The organism is Rhizobium sp. SU303 (assembly GCF_021052345.1).
Lineage (GTDB): Bacteria > Pseudomonadota > Alphaproteobacteria > Rhizobiales > Rhizobiaceae > Rhizobium > Rhizobium laguerreae.
Genome location: NZ_CP088095.1, coordinates 936,014 through 949,529, shown reverse-complemented (window position 1 = coordinate 949,529; position 13,516 = coordinate 936,014). Strand labels below are relative to the sequence as shown.

The 13,516-nt window shown below is 62.1% G+C and carries 17 protein-coding genes and 2 pseudogenes; 7 read left to right on the top strand and 12 right to left on the bottom strand.

What is annotated here, in order from left to right; all coding sequences use genetic code 11:
• Positions 1-26: 26 nt before the first annotated feature.
• Both RlegSU303_RS04780 and RlegSU303_RS04775 read right to left on the bottom strand, forming a co-directional pair.
• On the bottom strand, positions 27-368 hold the full coding sequence (locus tag RlegSU303_RS04780) for a hypothetical protein (RefSeq protein ID WP_331275222.1): 342 nt from the start codon (positions 366-368) through the stop codon (positions 27-29).
• 77 nt (positions 369-445) lie between these two features.
• Complete coding sequence (locus RlegSU303_RS04775) at positions 446-901, bottom strand: NUDIX hydrolase (RefSeq protein ID WP_231283519.1); 456 nt, start codon at positions 899-901, stop codon at positions 446-448.
• A 195-nt stretch (positions 902-1,096) separates the two neighbouring features.
• Between RlegSU303_RS04775 and RlegSU303_RS04770 the strand changes: the two genes are divergently transcribed.
• A complete protein-coding gene (locus RlegSU303_RS04770; protein WP_017959568.1) occupies positions 1,097-1,363 on the top strand; it encodes a type II toxin-antitoxin system ParD family antitoxin in 267 nt (88 codons plus the stop codon).
• Between the two features lie 3 nt (positions 1,364-1,366).
• Positions 1,367-1,680, top strand: a pseudogene (locus RlegSU303_RS04765) (type II toxin-antitoxin system RelE/ParE family toxin).
• A 152-nt stretch (positions 1,681-1,832) separates the two neighbouring features.
• Here the strand turns inward: RlegSU303_RS04765 and RlegSU303_RS04760 are convergent.
• Entirely contained in the window at positions 1,833-2,225 is a 393-nt protein-coding gene (locus RlegSU303_RS04760) for a hypothetical protein (protein WP_017959566.1), read from the bottom strand.
• Positions 2,226-2,449: 224 nt separating this feature from the next.
• Here RlegSU303_RS04760 and RlegSU303_RS04755 point away from each other — a divergent pair, with 224 nt between their 5' ends.
• Positions 2,450-4,018: a helicase HerA-like C-terminal domain-containing protein gene (locus RlegSU303_RS04755; RefSeq protein WP_231283518.1), complete on the top strand. Its 1,569-nt coding sequence runs from the start codon at positions 2,450-2,452 to the stop codon at positions 4,016-4,018.
• 313 nt (positions 4,019-4,331) lie between these two features.
• On the top strand, positions 4,332-5,924 hold the full coding sequence (locus RlegSU303_RS04750; RefSeq protein WP_231283517.1) for an ABC-F family ATP-binding cassette domain-containing protein: 1,593 nt from the start codon (positions 4,332-4,334) through the stop codon (positions 5,922-5,924).
• 7 nt (positions 5,925-5,931) lie between these two features.
• On the opposite strand, the gene RlegSU303_RS04745 is transcribed toward RlegSU303_RS04750, so the two are convergent.
• On the bottom strand, positions 5,932-6,429 hold the full coding sequence (locus RlegSU303_RS04745) for a metal-dependent hydrolase (RefSeq protein WP_017959563.1): 498 nt from the start codon (positions 6,427-6,429) through the stop codon (positions 5,932-5,934).
• 383 nt (positions 6,430-6,812) lie between these two features.
• Between RlegSU303_RS04745 and RlegSU303_RS04740 the strand changes: the two genes are divergently transcribed.
• Positions 6,813-8,333, top strand: a complete 1,521-nt coding sequence (locus RlegSU303_RS04740; RefSeq protein WP_231283516.1) for an ABC-F family ATP-binding cassette domain-containing protein — start codon at positions 6,813-6,815, stop codon at positions 8,331-8,333.
• 47 nt (positions 8,334-8,380) lie between these two features.
• Here the strand turns inward: RlegSU303_RS04740 and RlegSU303_RS34505 are convergent.
• The 4 genes and pseudogenes from RlegSU303_RS34505 to RlegSU303_RS04725 form a co-directional block, all read right to left on the bottom strand.
• Positions 8,381-8,515: pseudogene (locus tag RlegSU303_RS34505) on the bottom strand (endonuclease domain-containing protein); the annotation flags it as partial.
• A gap of 14 nt (positions 8,516-8,529) precedes the next feature.
• Entirely contained in the window at positions 8,530-9,309 is a 780-nt protein-coding gene (locus RlegSU303_RS04735) for a VOC family protein (protein ID WP_026158589.1), read from the bottom strand.
• Positions 9,310-9,378: 69 nt separating this feature from the next.
• Entirely contained in the window at positions 9,379-9,846 is a 468-nt protein-coding gene (locus RlegSU303_RS04730) for a DUF1579 domain-containing protein (protein WP_017959560.1), read from the bottom strand.
• 108 nt (positions 9,847-9,954) lie between these two features.
• On the bottom strand, positions 9,955-10,683 hold the full coding sequence (locus RlegSU303_RS04725) for a DUF899 domain-containing protein (RefSeq protein WP_017959559.1): 729 nt from the start codon (positions 10,681-10,683) through the stop codon (positions 9,955-9,957).
• A gap of 88 nt (positions 10,684-10,771) precedes the next feature.
• On the opposite strand from RlegSU303_RS04725, the gene RlegSU303_RS04720 reads away from it, so the two are divergent.
• Positions 10,772-11,218, top strand: a complete 447-nt coding sequence (locus RlegSU303_RS04720) for a MarR family winged helix-turn-helix transcriptional regulator (RefSeq protein WP_017959558.1) — start codon at positions 10,772-10,774, stop codon at positions 11,216-11,218.
• A gap of 93 nt (positions 11,219-11,311) precedes the next feature.
• Here the strand turns inward: RlegSU303_RS04720 and RlegSU303_RS04715 are convergent, their stop codons facing one another.
• The gene (locus RlegSU303_RS04715; RefSeq protein WP_017959557.1) at positions 11,312-11,734 is read right to left on the bottom strand and encodes an organic hydroperoxide resistance protein; all 423 of its coding nucleotides are present in this window, start codon (positions 11,732-11,734) and stop codon (positions 11,312-11,314) included.
• Positions 11,735-11,858: 124 nt separating this feature from the next.
• On the opposite strand from RlegSU303_RS04715, the gene RlegSU303_RS04710 reads away from it, so the two are divergent.
• The gene (locus RlegSU303_RS04710; protein ID WP_026158588.1) at positions 11,859-12,347 is read left to right on the top strand and encodes a MarR family winged helix-turn-helix transcriptional regulator; all 489 of its coding nucleotides are present in this window, start codon (positions 11,859-11,861) and stop codon (positions 12,345-12,347) included.
• A 52-nt stretch (positions 12,348-12,399) separates the two neighbouring features.
• Here RlegSU303_RS04710 and RlegSU303_RS04705 read toward each other — a convergent pair whose 3' ends face one another.
• The 3 genes from RlegSU303_RS04705 to RlegSU303_RS04695 form a co-directional block, all read right to left on the bottom strand.
• Positions 12,400-12,624 carry a hypothetical protein gene (locus tag RlegSU303_RS04705; protein ID WP_003546479.1) on the bottom strand — a complete coding sequence of 75 codons (225 nt, stop codon included), beginning with the start codon at positions 12,622-12,624 and terminating at the stop codon, positions 12,400-12,402.
• A gap of 206 nt (positions 12,625-12,830) precedes the next feature.
• Positions 12,831-13,070, bottom strand: coding sequence for a 30S ribosomal protein S21 (gene rpsU / locus RlegSU303_RS04700; RefSeq protein WP_003546477.1), 240 nt, complete (start codon positions 13,068-13,070; stop codon positions 12,831-12,833).
• A gap of 78 nt (positions 13,071-13,148) precedes the next feature.
• Positions 13,149-13,433 (bottom strand): hypothetical protein, encoded by a 285-nt coding sequence (locus RlegSU303_RS04695; protein WP_012756578.1) that lies wholly within the window; start codon positions 13,431-13,433, stop codon positions 13,149-13,151.
• Positions 13,434-13,516: the final 83 nt, after the last annotated feature.

Below are 13,516 nucleotides of genomic sequence, written 5' to 3'. Positions count from 1 at the left end.
CTGCTTTCTGATCTGGGTCTACCCCGTCAGCGGCAGGCGTCGCTTAACGTACCGTCGCGCTCGGCCGCGCGGTACTGACGCGTCCCGGGCCGCGGGCAGGTGGTCCGATCCGACGGAATGACGACGTTGATATCACCGGTTTCGACTGGATCGAGCGGAATCATGAGTCCGCCATTCGATTCCGCCCCCGGCACCGTGCCGGGTGGCATGCCGCCGAAGCGGCCGCTAGAGTCCATATCAGCAAGTGCCTGGGAGAAAGCCGGAGCGGCGAAGCCGAGGAGAATGATCGAGGCTGCTGCAAGAAACATACGCATGATGCTATTCCCTATGGTTTCAGCGATGCGACAGAAACAGTAGGATGACCTCATTGTTCCCCCGGAAGCGGGGGCGGACGATCAAAGTTTGGCGATCGGAATATGGCGCCTCACAGCGGGCGATTTCCGGCTCAATCGCGCCAGCGCGACAGCAGCCTGTCGAGACCTGTCGGACAGAGATCGATGCCGGCGTCCCGCAGACTGTCGCGGCCGAACCAGCGCGCCGTCGCCGCCGTCTCGTCGAGTTCGGAATAGCGGATTTCCTCGCGCTGATAGAGCGACGCATCGGCCAGTTCGATATCGGCCGCGAAGATGTATTCGTGACCGATTGCGCCTTGATGCTCGTAGATGTTTTCAAGCAGATGCCAGGGACCGACGATGCGGATATCGGTCTCGAGTTCCTCCCTGAATTCGCGGTGCAGAGCCTCTTCGCGGCTTTCGCCGAATTCGATCGCGCCGCCGAGCGGGCGAACGCCCTTGATGCGGCCGCTGTCATCCTCCACTTCGGCGGCAAGCACCTGATCTTTCCGCCAGGCGAGGCCGATCACCTTCACCCTGATCTGCTGCGATGGGCGCCAGACGGTCACGAGCTCTCCTTCCATCCAATGGCAGCCGTTAATTAGCGGGCGGAGGCTGCAAGGCAAGGCGATCAGGGCCACCGCGGCGGGATACCGCCGATCACCAGACGATCGGATGAGTAGCGACCTGCTTAACGTCAAGGATTGACATCTATTGCCATCACGGTGTGACAGCTTCATATTGACGACAACGAAACGAAAACCATGCCCAACGTTGCGCTCGGGAACCACTACGAAGAATTTGTCCGGAAGCAGCTCGAGTCCGGCCGCTACAATAATGCCAGCGAGGTTGTCCGTGCAGGCCTGCGGCTACTGGAGGATCATGAGGCGGCCCGCGAGCGCTGGCTCAATGAAGAAATTCCGGCGCGCTACGACGACCTAGTGAACAAGCCGGGCCTCGGCATCCCGGCCGAGACAGTGCGCGCCCGCTTTGAAACCAAGCGCCGGAATGACGCGGCGAAAGCCAAGTAGGGCATAGCCTACCGCATTATCTACCATCCGAAGGCAGAAGCCGAACTCGACAAGCTCTAGCCGATATCGCCGTTGAGGCGGGAACCGGCATCGCCGGCGACTTCGTTCACGCAGTGATCACTTTCATTGAGGCCCTGGAGACGTTTCCGGAACGGGGCACGGTGCGGGAAGGCCGGATTCCTGGCCTCCGGATCATCGGCTATCGGCGCAGCGTCAGCGTGGCGTTCTCGGTGAGCGGCAATAACGTCACCATATTGGGCGTGTTTGCGCGTGGGCGTGATATCACCGACGAACTCCTCGGGGAGCGACAACGGTGAGCCGACCGGCGAGCGCCTTCCGAATGAACGGCAGGTACGGCTCCCTCAGGTTCAGCTTGCCGTGCTGCCGACTGGCCACCTCTTCAAGTGGGACCAGGGCAAAATATGATGAGCCTCGCGGCGACGCCGCGAAGGCTCTTTCTCGTCGTCGCTCAGACGAACTGGCTGAGGCCCGGGACGGAAGCGACGACCTCGTCGACGACCTCCTCGCCGGCATATTGCTTGGCGATCGCGATGGTTTCCTTGGCAAGCGAGGTGATCTCGCCCATGCCGAGGCCTTCGCCCATCAGCTGCTGGCCGAGCCCCATGATGCCGCCGCCGCCGAGCGAGCTCATCAGCCCGCCGAGCAGACCGCCGCCGCCGGCGCCCTCGCCATTGAACTGGGCAACGAGATCGGCGCCGCCGGGGATCGCTTCGATCATCTTGGCAACCGGACCATCGGCGGCCTCGCGCTGCAGGAAGCCGAGCATCATGCCGAGCGCCTTTTCGGCCAGATCAGGCGCAATACCCACGCGATCGGCGATCTGGGTCACAATTTCATTCATCGTCAGCCTCCTGTTTTTTGACGTTAACGTCAACGTTAATCGAGATTCGACCACAACTCAAGCCGGCCCCTCCCCGGGCCGCACTTTGTCCGGTTTTGCTTTCAATGCAAACAGTTGTCCGCATCCATCTCCCTGCTTATAACAGGGAAACGATGGTTCGATGAAGGCGGCAGAAGCACGCCTTCTCATACAAATGGCGGCAGAGTCCCAGGGGAGCATTTTGAATGATCGAGGAAGGCAAGATTTTCATCGGCGCGAGCCGCAATCCCGATGACAGTATCAACAAGCCGGAATATCTCGACCTGAAATTCGGCAATCGCCACGGCCTCGTCACCGGCGCAACCGGCACCGGCAAGACGGTGACGCTGCAGGTGCTGGCTGAAGGTTTCTCGCGGGCCGGCGTTCCGGTGTTTGCGGCCGATATCAAGGGCGACCTTTCCGGCATCGCCGCCAGGGGCGAGCCCAAGGATTTCCTGACGAAGCGCGCCGAGCAGATCGGCTTTGCCGACTACGAATTCGACCAGTTTCCGGTGATCTTCTGGGATCTGTTCGGCGAGAAGGGCCACCGGGTGCGCACCACCATCGCCGAGATGGGACCGCTGCTGCTCGCCCGCCTGATGGATGCCTCCGAACCGCAGGAAGGCGTCATCAACATCGCCTTCAAGATCGCCGACCAGGGCGGGTTGCCGTTGCTCGACCTCAAGGATTTCAGCTCGCTGCTCAACTATATGGGCGAGAACGCCAGCCAACTTTCCAACCAGTACGGACTGATCTCCAAGGCTTCGGTCGGCTCGATCCAGCGGGCGCTGCTCGTTCTCGAACAGCAGGGTGCGGAGCACTTCTTCGGCGAACCGGCGCTGAAAATCACCGACATCATGCGCACCAGCAACAGCGGCTACGGCCAGATCTCGGTGCTGGCCGCCGACAAGCTGATGATGAACCCGCGTCTTTACGCAACCTTCCTGCTCTGGCTGCTTTCCGAGCTCTTCGAGGAATTGCCCGAAGTGGGCGATGCCGAAAAGCCGAAGCTCGTCTTCTTCTTCGACGAGGCGCACCTGCTCTTCAACGACGCGCCGAAGGTGCTGACCGAACGTGTCGAGCAGGTGGTGCGGCTGATCCGTTCCAAGGGCGTCGGCGTCTACTTCGTGACGCAGAATCCACTCGACGTGCCGGAAACGGTGCTCGCCCAGCTCGGCAACCGGGCGCAGCATGCGCTGCGCGCCTATTCGCCGCGCGAGCAAAAAGCGGTGAGGACGGCCGCCGATACCTTCCGGGCGAACCCGGCCTTCGATTGCGCCACCGTCATCACCAATCTCGGCACCGGCGAGGCACTGGTCTCGACGCTCGAGGCCAAGGGCGCGCCTTCGATCGTCGAGCGCACGCTGATCCGCCCGCCCTCCGGCCGCGTCGGCCCGGTTACGGATGCCGAGCGCCGGCAGATCATGGACAAAAGCCCGGTCCTCGGCGTCTATGACGAGGATGTCGACCGCGAATCCGCCTTCGAGATGCTGGTGGCGCGGGCAAAGAAGGCGGCCGATGCCGAGGCGGCCAAGCGAGCGCAGGAAGAAGCGGCCGAGCAGCAGCCGGGCAGCACCACCTCCGGCTGGACCCTGCCGGGTTTCGGCGGCGGCAATGACGACGACAACCGGGGCCGCGGCCAATCGCGCGGCCGGACGTCCGGCTATCAGCGCGAAACAGTGGTGGAAGCGGCGATGAAAAGCGTGGCGCGCACGGTGGCGACGCAGGTCGGCCGCGCGCTGGTGCGTGGGATCTTGGGGAGCTTGAAGCGGTAGGATCGCGGCGAGCTGTAAGCCCCTCATCCGCCTGCCGGCACCTTCTCCCCGCTCGCGGGGCGAAGGGGAATAGCCGCAACCTCTCCGTTCCTCGCCGACGTCTCGCAAGGCACGTCCCCTCGCCCCGTTTACGGGGAGAGCGTTAGGGTGAGGGGCAACTTCCCACTCCTTCTCTGATCGTTCCCCTTCTTGAACCGGCAGCCTTTATTCCCTAAATTACCTGCCATCGACCATTTCAACAGGATGTGTGCCGCAATGGATTTCAACCCGATCGCAACGCCAGTTCGCCTTGCCAACGGGGAAATCCATATCCATGCCTGCATCCATCACCCTCTCCCAAATTTCATGGTCCGCTCCTGACGGGCGGCCGCTTTTTTCTAATTTCGACCTGAGTTTCGGGGGCGAGCGTACCGGTCTCGTCGGGCGCAATGGTGTCGGCAAGACGACGCTGCTCAAACTCGTCTCCGGCGAGATCCAGCCGCATTCCGGGACGGTATCCGTCGGCGGCAGCCTCGGCGTGCTGCGGCAGAACGTTCAGGTGACACCCAAGGAAACGATCGCCGATCTCTTCGGCGTGACCGATGCGCTCGCTATTCTTCGCCGCGCCGAATGTGGCGAGGCAACGGCCGACGAGCTTGCATCGGCGGACTGGATGCTGGAGGCGCGCATCGCCGCAGCGCACAATCGGACGGGGCTCAACGCACCGCCGGAGACGCCACTTGCGGTACTCTCTGGCGGGCAGCGTACCCGTGCCGGGCTTGCCGCGCTTGTTTTCACCGAACCGGATTTCCTTTTGCTCGACGAACCGACCAACAATCTCGATCGCGAAGGCCGCGAGGCGGTGATCGCGCTGATGTCAGACTGGCGGGCCGGCGCCATCATCATCAGCCATGATCGGGAACTGCTCGAAAGCGTCGATGCGATCGTTGAACTGACGTCGCTCGGTGCCACGCGCTATGGCGGCAACTGGAGCCATTTCCGCGAGCGCAAGGCGCTCGAACTTGCGGCTGCACAGCACGATCTCACTGAAGCCGGAAAACGCATGGCAGAGGTGGCGAGGAAGGCGCAGGCGACGGTGGAGCGTCAGGCGCACAGAGACAGCGCGGGCCGAAAGACGGCCGCCAAGGGCGGCATTCCGCGCATCATGCTCGGCGGCATGAAGGAGCGGAGCGAAACGACGGGTGGCGACAATGCCCGTCTTGCCGACCGCCGGCGCGCCCAGGCGCTGGAAGAGGCAAGGGCAGCGCGCGAGAAGATCGAGATCCTCCAGCCCTTGTCGGTCACCCTGCCGCCGACCGGGCTGCCCGCCAGCAAGATCGTGCTGAAGATAGATGGCGTGACATCGGGCTACCAGCCGGGTGATCCCGTCATCCGCGATCTCTCCTTCGACGTGACGGGACCGGAGCGTATCGCCGTCACCGGCCGCAACGGCTCGGGCAAGACGACCTTGCTGGCGCTTGTTACCGGCGCGCTGAAACCCTGGGCCGGCACGGTTAGCGTCATGACCGCTTTCGCGATGCTCGATCAGACGGTCAGCCTGCTCGATCCGTCGGCGTCGATCCGCGACAATTTTCGCCGGATCAATCCGCTTGCCGATGAAAATACCTGCCGAGCCGCCCTTGCCCGCTTCATGTTCAGGGCCGATGCGGCGCTGCAGACCGTGTCGACGCTGAGCGGCGGGCAATTGCTGCGCGCCGGCCTTGCCTGCGTCCTCGGCTCGGCACCGCCGCCGCTGTTGATCCTCGACGAGCCGACCAATCATCTCGACATCGACTCGATCGCTGCGGTCGAGGCAGGGCTGCGCGCCTATGACGGCGCGCTGCTGGTGGTCAGCCACGACGAGACATTCCTCAGGAGTATCGGGATAACGCGGCGGCTGGAACTGTCACCCGCCGACCCGGGATAATTCCGGCTCATGCCTGCTGCCGACCTCCGACGCGACGGTTTCGACAGACGGCGACGATCAACGCGGTGACGCAGATCAGGAGCTCAAGAGCGAAGGTCCAGTGCAGCATGAAACTGATGACCCAGTTGCTGTAGGTCGCCGGCACCGTCGTCAGCTCGAATTTGGACCAATCGAATGGCGCCAGCCAGAGCATCGGCGCGGCGACCGTATCCATGATCATGTGAAGCATGACGGCTGCGAAAAAGACGGCGGTTGCGGGAAACCAGCGCGGCGCCAGCCTTCCGACAGCCGGGAGGACCACAACAGCGGCAGCAAGCCAGAAGAGCGGCCAGTGGGAGACATAGTCGTGATGATGGACCTTGCCCCCGGTCAGAAAGAAATAGCCCATGTCGAAATCCGGAAGCACGCTGCCGACCAATGCGGCAGCCATGATGCGGGGCGCAGCGGACCGTTGCCGCGCGACGCTCGCCAGAATGTAGCCTGCAGGCAAATGAGCAATGAGCATGCGCCTTGTTCTCCCAGTCGACTCCGAGGATTCCTCTATGCACGGTTTATGGCTGGACATCGGCACACTTCCGGCTCCCTTGCGTCCTTTTGCGGGCAATGTTATTGGAATCCCGCAACCTTTCGAGAAAGGAGGATCACGCAATGCAATATTATTTTCGGTTTAATCGCCAGCGTGGTCCCGTCAACGCCCTGCAAATGCGTTTGCAGGGCTGACCAGAGACCGTTTCTCGACATCTCTTCCTGGTCTGCCCTTCGTGGCCAATGCGGCGCCGTAGATGACAGCGCGCATTCCTTTCATTTCCCGGGTTCGAACCGCGCAATCCCGTGATGGCTGAACGCCCCGAACCGCGCCTGATACCCGGTCAAGACCAGAGAACGATCATGACACTCATCAATATCCGCAGTCTCGGCGTGACGCTGGGTAATCCCTTGTTTTTCAAGCTCAATCTCGTCGTCAATGCCGGCGACCGCATTGGCCTCGTCGCCGCCAACGGGCGGGGGAAATCGACGCTGCTTGCCTGCATCACCGGCGCGCTGGAGCCGAGCGAGGGCGAGATCACCAGGGCGCGCGGACTGACCGTCGGCCATGTCGCGCAGAATGTGCCCCCTGCCCTTTTCGACACGCCGTTCTACGATGCGGTGCTGCAGGCTTTGCCGGCCGACCAGGCCGAAAGCGAAAGCTGGCGGGTCGACGTGGTGCTGGAATCGCTCGACGTGCCGGAGGCGATGCGCGGCCGGCCGCTGAAGCAGTTGAGCGGCGGCTGGCAGCGGCTTGCCATGCTTGCCCGCGCCTGGGTCAGCGAACCCGACGTGCTTCTGCTCGACGAGCCGACCAACCATCTCGACCTTGAAAAGATCGCGCAGCTGGAGGGCTGGCTGAATGCGCTGCCTCGCGACGTGCCGGTTATCCTGTCCAGCCACGATCGCGCCTTCCTCGATGCGACGACCAACCGGACGCTGTTCCTGCGGCCGGAGCAATCGCCGGTCTTCGCCCTGCCCTATACAAGGGCGCGCGCCGCCCTCGACGAGGCCGACGCCTCGGAGGCGCGGCGCTACGAGCGCGACATGAAGGTGGCGGAGCAGTTGCGCAAGCAGGCGGCCAAGCTCAACAATATCGGCATCAATTCCGGCAGCGATCTGCTCGTCGTCAAGACGAAGCAGCTCAAGCAGCGGGCGGAGAAGCTGGAGGATGCGGCAAAACCGGCGCATCTGGAGCGCTCGGCCGGCGCCATCCGGCTTGCCAATCGCGGCACGCATGCCAAGGTTCTGATGACGCTGGAGGATGCGGCGGTGACGACGCCGGATGGAACGCTGCTGTTCAAGACCGGCCGGCAATTCATCTGCCAGGGCGACCGCATCGTGCTGTTCGGCCTCAACGGCGCCGGCAAGTCGCGGCTGGTGTCTATGCTGAAGCAGGCGATCGAAGGACCGGAGACGGCGCGCGACAGCATCAAGGCGACGCCTTCGCTGGTGCTCGGCTATGGCGACCAGGCGCTTGCCGATCTTGCCGACACCGACACGCCGATCGGCACGATCATCCGCCGCTTTGATGTCGGCGACCAGCGGGCACGGGGCTTGCTGGCCGGCGCCGGCATGACAATCGACATGCAGGCAAAACCGATCGGCCAGCTCTCCGGCGGCCAGAAGGCCAGGCTCGGCATGCTGGTGCTGCGGCTGACGGAGCCGAACTTCACCCTGCTCGACGAACCGACCAACCACCTCGACATCGACGGACAGGAGGCGCTGGAGAGCGAGTTGATGGCGCACGAAGCGAGCTGCCTGCTGGTCTCGCACGACCGCAGTTTCGTGCGGGCGGTGGGAAACCGATTCTGGCTGATCGAGAGGAAGCGGATGGTGGAGGTGGAAAGCCCGGAAGGGTTTTTTGCTTCGGTGGGAGGGTGATGGATGGTCGGATCCGGAGCGTAATTGTTGTTGACGGTGTGCCGTGCAGCCCCCTCATCCGCCCTACGGGCACCTTCTCCCCGAGGGGAGAAGAGGGAATCGAGACGTCGCCACGAGTCTCTTCTCCCCTCGGGGAGAAGGTGGCGGCAGCCGGATGAGGGGGCCTCACGGCACACCGCCAACGCAGTGCCCAAACCTACCGCTTCGGTGCCACCAGACAAAAGAAGGCTCCTTGCGGGTCGGTGGCCTGGATGATCCAGCTGCCGCCGGGGACTTCCATCGGGCCGTGGACCACCTTGCCGCCGCCTGAGGTGACGCGTTCGATCGCGGCATCGAGGGTCGGCACGATGAAATAATAGCACCAGAAGGGCATCGGCATGTTTTCCGGCTTGGTCATCATGCCGCCGGTCTGCCTGCCGTTATGGGCGAAAAGATAATAGACGCCCATCGGTCCCATATCCATCTCGCTGTCCTTCGTCCAGCCGAACAGCTTGGAATAGAAGGCCAGCGCCTCTTTGCCATTGCCGGCATAGAGTTCGCGCCAGCCGATATTGCCGGGGGCATCGAAGGCCAGTTCCGGCATGGGTTTCTCCATCGGCGCCGGCGTCATGATGCAGAGCACCGCGCCATGCGGATCGGCGACGACGGCGAAGCGGCCGATGGTCGGAATGTCTTCCGGCGGACGGCGGACCGAACCGCCATTGGCGGCGAAATCCTTGGCCGACTGGTCGACGTCGTCGACATCGACATAACCCGTCCAGTTCGGTGGAATGCCCTTACCCTCAAGTTCGGCCGGAAATTCCATCAGCCCGGCGACGCCGATGCCGTTCGCCTCGAAGATCGTATAGGTGGGCATGCCCTCCATTTTCATCTCGGAGGTGGTCCAGCCGACGACCGAGCTGTAGAATTTCGCGGCAGCCGATGTGTCGGGGGTCATCAACTCGCACCAGATGAACTTTCCATGCGTCTCAGACATCATACTCTCCCTTTTTCGACGCCGCTTTTCCTGGGCCCCGTTTTCGGGGTTTGGGGCGCGCCGTGATTGTCAGATCTTCCGGGCGTAGTGCGCTTCCATGAACTGCTTCCACGAGCCATCCGGCTGTTTGGTGCTGGAGACGAAAGTGCGATGATCGGCGTCGACGAAGATGATCTGCTCGCGATAATCGGCAAGGCCTTCGGTGTTGAAGTCGGGCCCTGTCGTATAGAGGTCGAGCACATTGCCCGACGCGTCGACCTCGCCCTCATAGACCCACATATAGTCCATCATGCTGCCGATCCAGCTGCCGATGTACTTGGCTTTCGAAGCACTGTAGCCGAGCGTCAGGATGCTGGTCGCCTCCTTACCATCAGGCATACGGCCGGTCCCTTCGGCGACGAACCAGATGCCGTGCAGCGAGCGGACGGTCTCCGTCCAGGGCTCGCCGCCAGTCATGTCGGGTGCGGTGACCGTCCAGTCGCCGAGCAGTCTTTCCAGGAAGGAATGTTCCTTCAGCACTTCAGCGGTCTTCATCATCCTCTTCTCCCTTGAATGATGGTGGTGTTAGTTTTTCCGCATCCCGGGAAAGTCACTTCGCGACTTTCCCGGCAAAGCCGCTTACACTTTTCGGCATGATGCTCCGGCTCAGTGACAGCAGGATGGCGCCTTGGCGGCCTCCTCATATTCGTCGTGGCGGCGCACGAAATTCATCGTGCTGTCCTCGTTGCGGCCCTTCGGCGCACGGTCGAGGATCATCAGGGTGCCGATCAGTTCTTCCGGCCCTCGGGCATAACTCGAATAGGTATGGAAGACCTCGCCCTTGTCGTTGCGGTAGAAAGCGCTGAGGCCCGGCAGTTCGTCATTGGCATCAGCCGGCGGCATAGGTGTGAAATTGTAAAAGACCTTGTCTTTGGCAAGATCCTCCGGGCTGAAAGAAACGTGATAATCGAAATTGAAATCGCTGCCGAAGGAAGAGACCCAGGGAAATTTCCAGCCCATGCGTTGTTTATAGGCGGCGATCTTATCGAGCGGTGCGCGCGAAACGGCGACCCAGGTGACGTCGTGATGGTTCAGATGCGGCAGGGCGCCATCGACATGATCCGACAGGAAGGAGCAGCCGGTGCAGCCGGCATCCCAATCGGGACCCAGCATGAAATGATAAATCAGCAACTGGCTGCGGCCGTCGAAGAGATCGGCGAGCGACTTCCTGCCCTCCGGCGTTTCGAAGACATAATCCTTGTCGACCTTCACCCAGGGCAGCGCCAGACGGGCGGCGTTGACGCTGTCGCGCAACCGCGTCGCCTCCTTCTCCTTTGCCAGCAGGACACGGCGGGCTTCGAGCCACTCTTCGCGGGACACAACTTCATGCTGCATGGAATGCGCCCTCCTCCGGCGCTTGCCGGTGAAGCCGGCTCATCTCCTTCTCCTTGACTAAATAGATTGATATCAATAGAAATGGAGCATGTCAAATTCGATCGAGATTCCCTTTTCCACGACGCTGATGGTGCGCGACACCTGCCTCTGCCTGCATGTGCAGCGGGCAGCACGCGCGCTTGCCCGGCTGTTCGACGATGCGCTGAGGCCGGCCGGGCTGACCAACGGGCAGTTTTCGCTGATGATGTCGCTGAACCGGCCCGAGCCACCGCCGATGGGGCCGGTCGCTGCCCTGCTCGCCATGGATCAGACGACGCTGACGGCGGCGCTGAAGCCGCTGCAGCGCAAGGGCTGGGTGACGGTGATGGAAAATCCGCGGGATAGGCGCGGCCGGCTGCTGTGTCTCACCCCTGAGGGCAAGGCGGTGCTGGCAAAGGCCCTGCCGATCTGGAAAAGCACACATGCAATGATAGACGGCAAGCTGCCGGATGGCAGCGCCGAACGGCTGCGGCAGGATCTGCAGGCGCTGTCATGAATGACGGCAAAAACGCCGAAGCCGGCCGGAAAGTACGCTGCCCGGCCGGCAAATGGCGGCAGCCGATACGGCTACCAAGTTTTTTAAAATCGATCAGGCGACGGTGACCGGGACCTCGGTCGAGGTGCGCATGGCGTGGCTGTAGGGGCAGACGATGTGAGCCGCGGCGGCGAGCTTTTCGGCGGTTTCGTGGTCGAGACCCGGGATGTTGACCGTCAGCGCCACTTCGATGCCGAAGCCGCCGCCATCTTCACGCGGGCCGATGCCGACCTTGGCAGAGACCGTCGTGTCCTCGGGAATCTTGACCTTCTGCTGGCCCGCGACAAATTTCAATGCACCGAGGAAGCAGGCGGAGTAGCCGGCAGCAAAGAGCTGTTCGGGATTGGTGCCGGTTGCGCCGTCGCCGCCGAGCTCCTTGGGAACGGTCAGCGTCACGTCCAGAACGCCGTTTTCGGAAACGGCGCGGCCCGCGCGGCCGCCGGTGGCAGAGGCTTTGGTCGTATAGAGAATAGGCATGACAATCTCCTTTGGTTGGCCCTTCGATCGGGTTGGATTTTTATTATCGCACAATTAAATTGTACGCAAGTGAATTTTGCAAATTGCATTTCGGATTCGAAAAGAGGACAATCAGGCTTCAGGGATAATAGATATGAGAGCGCAAACGACGAAGACGATGGAGATACCGCAAGAGGAGAAGCGACTGGAAAAGCAGTTGTGCTTCGCGGTCTACGCGACGGCGCATGCTTTCACCCGCGCCTACAAGCCAATCCTCGACAGGGTCGGCCTGACTTATCCGCAATATCTGGTGATGCTGGTGCTGTGGGAACGCGGCGAACTGCCGGTCAAGACGATCGGCGAGCAGCTGGATCTCGATTCCGGCACGCTATCGCCGCTGTTGAAACGGCTCGAACAGAGCGGGCTGCTCAAGCGCATCCGCGACCTGCGCGACGAACGGCAGGTGATCGTGTCACTGACCCCGCAAGGTCAGGCAATGAAGGGGGAGATCGATACGATCATGACGGCGATCGGGCAAGCCGCAGGCTGCACGCTTCAGGAAATGGCAGAGATGCGCGACATGCTGCATCGGCTGCGGGGCAATCTCGGGCGGGCCGGCACGGGCGGCGGCTGAACGCATTTGCCCCGTAAGAGCCGGCACCTGGTAGAGCCGGCGTGCGCCGAGATCAGGGCCGCGGCTTGGCCGGCGACCGGCGCTTCTTTGCAGGCGCCGCCTTAGGTTCGGCCTCGGCCTCCTGCTGCAAACGCAGTGCCTTCAGCTTCTCCGTCTTCTTGTCACGGGCCGATGCCTCGGCGGCGATAATGGCGCGCGCCGTGTGATCGGTCGCTTCTGCCTTGTCGCGAGACGAAAGCTTGGCGGGATTGAAGAATTCTCCCTTGGTGGCGGTCATAGGCCCCTTTCCCAGGTGATGGCGGCGTTACTGCATAGTTCCTCAAATCGGAATCGGTTCAAGGAATTATGCTGAATTCAAGTGTTACAGCCTCCTTGCGCGTCTGGAAAAGACGCGCGGCGCTGTAAGCCATGGCTCCACGGCAGAAACCATGATTCACGGCTGAACCGTGATTCCACGGTTGGGCCGTGATGCCAAGCCCGGGATTAGCGGGTGGGGCGGAGAACCTTCTTCGGCGCCGGCAGCAGACCTTCGCGCTGCAGCTTCTTGCGGGCGAGCTTGCGCTGGCGGCGAATGGCCTCGGCCTTTTCGCGGGCGCGCTTCTCGGATGGCTTTTCAAAGGCGCTGCGCGCCTTCATTTCCCGGAACAGACCTTCCCGCTGCATCTTTTTCTTGAGCACGCGGAGCGCCTGATCGACATTGTTATCTCTGACGAGTACCTGCAAAACGATATCCTTCCTGTTGCGGCGGCGAGGCCGCACTGTCCAAAATAAAAAACCCGGGCGAAAATAAAAAACCCGGAACTACTTCCCGATTTTGATACTCGAAAACTTCAGCCAGGGCTCGGCGCCGTCGGACTTGGCCGCCGCCTCGGGGGAAGCCCTCGACGGAGATTCACCGGTGTCGATGTCGGCCTCAGTGATGCGGCGCTCGAAATTCTCCGCGTCGAACTGGACGCGATATTGCACATGCCCGTGGTCGTTGGGCAGGATGCTGGAGATCCGGCACCGCTTGTCGGCTTTCGCCGTGCGGGTAAGGCCGGATTTCAGCACGATCATGTCGCCGACTTTATAGTTTGGTCTGCCCATTTCAGCGTCCCTTCGACTCTTCGGCTGCTCAATCGGTCAATCAGAACGACCGGGGTCATTCAGGAACGACCGGGGCATTCCGG

Bases quoted from the DNA above. Each gene is read 5' to 3' on its own strand.
- RlegSU303_RS04715 (WP_017959557.1), bottom strand. From the start codon at position 11,734: ATGCCTATTCTCTATACGACCAAAGCCTCTGCCACCGGCGGCCGCGCG.
- RlegSU303_RS04725 (WP_017959559.1), bottom strand. From the start codon at position 10,683: ATGCAGCATGAAGTTGTGTCCCGCGAAGAGTGGCTCGAAGCCCGCCGT.
- RlegSU303_RS04720 (WP_017959558.1), top strand. From the start codon at position 10,772: ATGTCAAATTCGATCGAGATTCCCTTTTCCACGACGCTGATGGTGCGC.
- RlegSU303_RS04730 (WP_017959560.1), bottom strand. From the start codon at position 9,846: ATGATGAAGACCGCTGAAGTGCTGAAGGAACATTCCTTCCTGGAAAGA.
- RlegSU303_RS04755 (WP_231283518.1), top strand. From the start codon at position 2,450: ATGATCGAGGAAGGCAAGATTTTCATCGGCGCGAGCCGCAATCCCGAT.
- RlegSU303_RS04770 (WP_017959568.1), top strand. From the start codon at position 1,097: ATGCCCAACGTTGCGCTCGGGAACCACTACGAAGAATTTGTCCGGAAG.
- RlegSU303_RS04740 (WP_231283516.1), top strand. From the start codon at position 6,813: ATGACACTCATCAATATCCGCAGTCTCGGCGTGACGCTGGGTAATCCC.
- RlegSU303_RS04735 (WP_026158589.1), bottom strand. From the start codon at position 9,309: ATGTCTGAGACGCATGGAAAGTTCATCTGGTGCGAGTTGATGACCCCC.
- RlegSU303_RS04780 (WP_331275222.1), bottom strand. From the start codon at position 368: ATGAGGTCATCCTACTGTTTCTGTCGCATCGCTGAAACCATAGGGAAT.
- RlegSU303_RS04695 (WP_012756578.1), bottom strand. From the start codon at position 13,433: ATGGGCAGACCAAACTATAAAGTCGGCGACATGATCGTGCTGAAATCC.
- RlegSU303_RS04745 (WP_017959563.1), bottom strand. From the start codon at position 6,429: ATGCTCATTGCTCATTTGCCTGCAGGCTACATTCTGGCGAGCGTCGCG.
- RlegSU303_RS04705 (WP_003546479.1), bottom strand. From the start codon at position 12,624: ATGACCGCCACCAAGGGAGAATTCTTCAATCCCGCCAAGCTTTCGTCT.
- RlegSU303_RS04760 (WP_017959566.1), bottom strand. From the start codon at position 2,225: ATGAATGAAATTGTGACCCAGATCGCCGATCGCGTGGGTATTGCGCCT.
- RlegSU303_RS04750 (WP_231283517.1), top strand. From the start codon at position 4,332: ATGCCTGCATCCATCACCCTCTCCCAAATTTCATGGTCCGCTCCTGAC.